Origin of the sequence: Phocaeicola sp. ICN-14070 (assembly GCF_037892625.1) — a bacterium.
In the GTDB taxonomy this organism is placed as follows: domain Bacteria; phylum Bacteroidota; class Bacteroidia; order Bacteroidales; family Bacteroidaceae; genus Phocaeicola; species Phocaeicola plebeius.
In genome coordinates, this window is record NZ_JBBKBF010000113.1 from 1 (window position 1) to 4,981 (window position 4,981).

At 35.8% G+C, this 4,981-nt stretch carries 5 protein-coding genes; all 5 read left to right on the forward strand.

Translation table 11 applies throughout. The features are described 5' to 3' along the window. A partial coding sequence (locus tag WKT20_RS17480; RefSeq protein WP_340417813.1) for a Coenzyme F420 hydrogenase/dehydrogenase, beta subunit C-terminal domain occupies window positions 1–1,031 on the forward strand: 1,031 nt, incomplete at its 5' end. Then, a complete protein-coding gene (locus WKT20_RS17485; RefSeq protein ID WP_340417814.1) occupies window positions 1,028–2,113 on the forward strand; it encodes a glycosyltransferase family 4 protein in 1,086 nt (361 codons plus the stop codon). The genes WKT20_RS17480 and WKT20_RS17485, both read left to right, overlap by 4 nt. After that, window positions 2,110–3,219, forward strand: a complete 1,110-nt coding sequence (locus tag WKT20_RS17490; protein ID WP_340417815.1) for a glycosyltransferase — start codon at window positions 2,110–2,112, stop codon at window positions 3,217–3,219. Before WKT20_RS17485 ends, WKT20_RS17490 begins: the two co-directional genes overlap by 4 nt. 2 nt (window positions 3,220–3,221) lie before the next feature. Then, window positions 3,222–4,265 carry a mannose-1-phosphate guanylyltransferase gene (locus WKT20_RS17495; RefSeq protein ID WP_340417816.1) on the forward strand — a complete coding sequence of 348 codons (1,044 nt, stop codon included), beginning with the start codon at window positions 3,222–3,224 and terminating at the stop codon, window positions 4,263–4,265. A 26-nt stretch (window positions 4,266–4,291) separates the two neighbouring features. Further along, window positions 4,292–4,981: GDP-mannose 4,6-dehydratase (locus tag WKT20_RS17500; RefSeq protein ID WP_340417817.1), on the forward strand; the 690-nt coding region annotated here is incomplete at its 3' end.

Sequence of the window (4,981 nt, forward strand, 5' to 3'; positions counted from 1 at the left end):
CACAAGAAAGCATAAAAGAAGGAGTCTGTCTCATAAATAATGACACAGACGTGAGATTAAATAGTGCTTCAGGAGGCTCTTTTTCTATATTAGCACAATATGTTATAGAAAGAAAAGGAAGTGTATATGGAGCAGCATACGACCAATCTATGAATGTTATAATTAAAAGAATAGATAAATTGACTTCCATATATGAATTACTCGGTTCTAAATATGTCCAGAGTGACACACAGAATATCTATAAAGAAGTAGAGACAGATCTAAGGAATAATTTATTAGTGTTGTACTCTGGAACTCCATGCCAGATTAATGGATTGATTAATTTTCTAAAAAAAGATTATAAGAATCTTATCACGTTCGATTTTGCCTGTCATGGAGTTCCATCTCCTAAAGTATTTAAAAAATATATAACAACATTAGAAACAAAATATAAGAAAAAAATTATTGATTACAAATTCAGAACTAAAATACATGGATACAATGAGAAAACATGTGACTATGCAATGATAAAATTTCAAGATGGAAAAGAAATCTATGCTTGCGAAGCAGGAATAGAAGAAATGTTTATGACAAAGGCTTTTTTTTCCGAAATATCTTCAAGACCATCATGTAGTAAATGTGCCTTTAAAGGAATAAACCATATAGCAGATTTTACGGCATTTGACTGTTGGCACGTAAAAGATATTTGTCCTAAACTAAACGATGACAAAGGAGTCACATCTTTAATAATTAATACAAATAAAGGAAAAACAATTTTTGAACAAATAAAAACAAATACAACGTTTGTAAAAATAGATTTAAATAAAGCGATTTCATTAGATGGAATAAGTCTAATATATTCTATTCCAGCCAATCCACAACGTAATAATTTTTTCAATGATATTGAAAACAAAAACATAGAAACATTATACCATTTATATATAAAAGAAAGAGGCAGAAGAAAAATAAAGAAATTTATAAAAAAAATTTTAGACAAATTTGGTCTATCAACATATTTAAGAAACTTAAAATATAAAATCCAAGCAAAGTGAAAAATATTATCCAAGTTATCACTCATTTTGATTTAGGCGGGGCAGAACGTGTAGCTATTAATATAGCTAAATCAGCAAATCATAAGGAATTTAAACACTATATTATATCTATTCAAAAGACCGACTCAGAATATTCCGAAACATTGAAGGCAGATCTTGAGAAAGAAGGTATAGAATACTATTCCTCACCTATAAAAGCAACAAAATTAGCAATATGTCTATTCCCATTTTGGTTTATACCTATTTATTTAAAGATTAAACCCAATATCATACACTCACATACAGAAATCCCAGATGTATCTCTTTTTCTATTCAGAAAAATAGCGTGGATTTTTTGGAAAATTAGACCTAAATATATAAGGACAATACATAACACCCAATTATGGAATAATTGGAAAATGTTAGGTTCTATTATAGAAAAATATTATATTAAAAACAAATCAAATATAGCAATATCTAATTCGACTAAGACAAACTACGAGAATGCATATCATGACAAACAAATACCTATCGTATACAATGGTTTAGAAGAAACCATACAAAAAGAATTTCCAAACATAAATAAAGAAAAAATAAATATTCTATTTGCAGGTAGATTAGAAGATCAAAAGGGTATCAAAGAACTAATATCAGTCTTTTCAGCTTTTAAAAACAACAATTATTTTCATTTTTATATAATTGGTAATGGGTCATATAAAAATCTAATAAAATCATCATTTAACGATTACGATAATGTGTTTATATTTGAGAAGATATATGGATTATCTCAATATATTGGTTCATTTGACTACTTATTTATGCCGTCTAAACATGAAGGTCTTGCCTTAATGCCTATTGAGGCTAGCTTGGCCCATACACCAAGTATTATTAATCATTGTCCTGGGCTTACAGAAACATTACCTCCTAATTGGCCTTTAGCTGTAAACAACAATTCCATCAATGAATTTATAAAATTAATCAACCAATGTATTGACAATAAAAATTATAAAATACTAGCACAAAAAGCATATTTATATGCAAAAGATAATTTTTCAATAGAGAGAATGCAACAAAAATATGCCAAAATCTATATGAAGTTATGAAGCCTAAAATTCTATTTATAATGCACATGCCTCCTCCTGTTCATGGAGCGGCAATGATAGGTAAATACATTCATGATAGTAAAATTATCAATGAAACGTTTGATTGCTATTATATAAATCTGGCTTTAGCAAAAGACCTACAAGACATAGGAAAAGGCGGATTACGAAAGTTAAGAACCTTCCTTCTACTATTAAGAGCAATCAGAACAAAAGTAAAAGAAATTCATCCTAATATATGTTATGTTACACCTAATTCTAAAGGTGGAGCTTTTTACAAAGACTTCATAGTAGTAGAAATGTTAAAAAAAATGGGATGTAAAGTCATCATTCATTTCCATAATAAAGGTGTATCAACAAGACAAAACTATTTCATTGATAATCTTTTATATCATCGTTTTTTTAAAGGATTAAAAGTCATTCTTTTAGCTGACATTTTATACCAAGACATAAAAAAATATGTCAACATTAACGATGTATTTATTTGTCCCAATGGTATTCCAACTGCTAACCTTCAAAAAATCAATAAAAACAATAAGAGATTTGAAATACTTTTTCTCTCAAATATGATGAGAGAGAAAGGAGTTTGGGATTTAGTCGAAGCATGTAAAATTCTCAAAGAAAAAGGAAATGAATTCCACTGTAATTTTGTAGGTAAATGGAGCGATATTGATGAAAATACATTTAAATCCATAATAAAAAAACATAGTCTAGAAAAATATATAACAGCTTATGGTCCTAAATATGGAGAAGAAAAAGATCCTTTTTTTAGTAAAGCTAATCTTTTTGTCTTTCCTACATTTTACCATAACGAATGTTTTCCTGTAGTATTATTAGAAGCCATGGAATATCAAATTCCATGCATTAGCACTAATGAAGGAGGAATACAACAAATTATAGAAGATGGAGAAACTGGATATATTATAAAAAAGCATTCTCCCATTTTACTAGCTAAAAAAATAAGTACCCTAATAAATGATTCACAATTATGCCAAGAAATGGGCTATAAAGGATATAAAAAATTTTATTCAGAATTCACCTTACAAAAATTTGAAGATAGAATAAAAGAAATATTATTAGCTTATTTCAAAAATAATTACACGAAATAATTATGCAAAATCACGTAGTCATCATGGCAGGCGGAATCGGCAGTCGGTTCTGGCCCATGAGCGTACCGGAATATCCCAAACAATTCATCGATGTGATGGGCGTAGGGAAATCACTGATACAACTCACCGCAGAACGTTTTGAAGGAGTATGCCCGAAAGAAAACTTTTGGGTGGTTACCTCTGAAAAGTATGTCGGCATCGTAAAGGAACAGTTGCCGGAAATCCCGACACAGCACATTTTGGCAGAACCGGAAGCCAGAAATACGGCTCCTTGCATCGCATATGCGTGCTGGAAAATCAAAAAGCAGTATCCGGAAGCAAACATCGTAGTCACCCCTTCGGATGCGCTGGTACTCGACAAGGAAGAGTTCAAACGGTGCATCAGTCAGGCGCTGGAATTTACGGCCCACTCGGAAGCCATCGTTACACTGGGAATGAAACCGACACGCCCGGAAACGGGATATGGATACATTGCCGCAACAGGAGAAGGACAAAACGGAATCTACAAGGTAGAGGCGTTCAAAGAGAAGCCAAACCTGGAAACGGCACAGAAATACGTGGCACAGGGAAATTATTTCTGGAATGCGGGTATCTTTGTATGGAACGTGCAGACCATTACCCATGCCATCGAGAAATATGCCCCACAGATTGCTGGAGTAATGGAGAAGATGGCGCCGGATTTCTACACGGAAAAGGAAACGGAGACCTTGAAAGCGGACTTCCCTACCTGCGAAAAGGTATCCATCGACTATGCCGTGATGGAAAAGGCGGAAGGTATCCATGTACTTCCTGCGGAATTCGGATGGAGCGACCTGGGAAGCTGGGGCTCGCTGCACGGGCTATTGCCGCAGGATGAAAACGGAAATGCCAAAGTAGGCGACAACGTAAAACTGTTTGACTGCCGGAACTGCGTGGTACACGTGGCCGACGAAAAGAAGGTGGTACTGGAAGGTCTGGACGGCTTTATCGTAGCAGAAAAGGACGGAAGGCTGCTGGTATGCCGACTGGCAGAGGAACAACGCATCAAAGAGTTTTCACAGGCATAATTTATAAACCTCATTTTTATTTTTATATGGAAAGAAAAGTAGCATTAATCACAGGTATTACGGGTCAGGACGGATCGTTCCTGGCTGAGTTCTTAATGGAAAAAGGTTATGACGTACACGGCACCATCCGCCGTTCGTCTGTGGATTTCCGCGAACGTATCGCGCACCTGGAAGGAAAACCGAACTTCCACTTGCACTATGCGGACCTGACGGACTCCATGAGTATGTTGCAGGTAGTGAGCAAGGTGCGCCCGACGGAAATCTACAATCTGGCCGCACAGAGCCACGTGCAGGTGAGCTTCGACTCGCCGGAATTTACGGCCAACGTAGACGCTACAGGCGTACTCCGTGTATTGGAAGCCGTACGTCTGTGTGGACTGACAGAGACTTGCCGCATCTATCAGGCATCTACTTCGGAACTGTATGGAAAGGTGGAAGAAGTGCCGCAGAACGAGAACACGCCGTTCCATCCTTACAGCCCGTATGCAGTGGCTAAGCTGTATGGCTTCTGGATTGTGAAAGAATATCGTGAAGCTTACAATATGTATTGCTGCTCGGGTATCTTGTTCAACCATGAATCGGAACGTCGTGGGGAAACTTTCGTAACACGTAAAATTACGCTGGCTGCAGCCCGCATTGCACAGGGAAAACAGGAGAAGCTGTATCTGGGTAACCTGGACTCACTGCGCGACTGGGGTTATGCCAAGGATTACGTG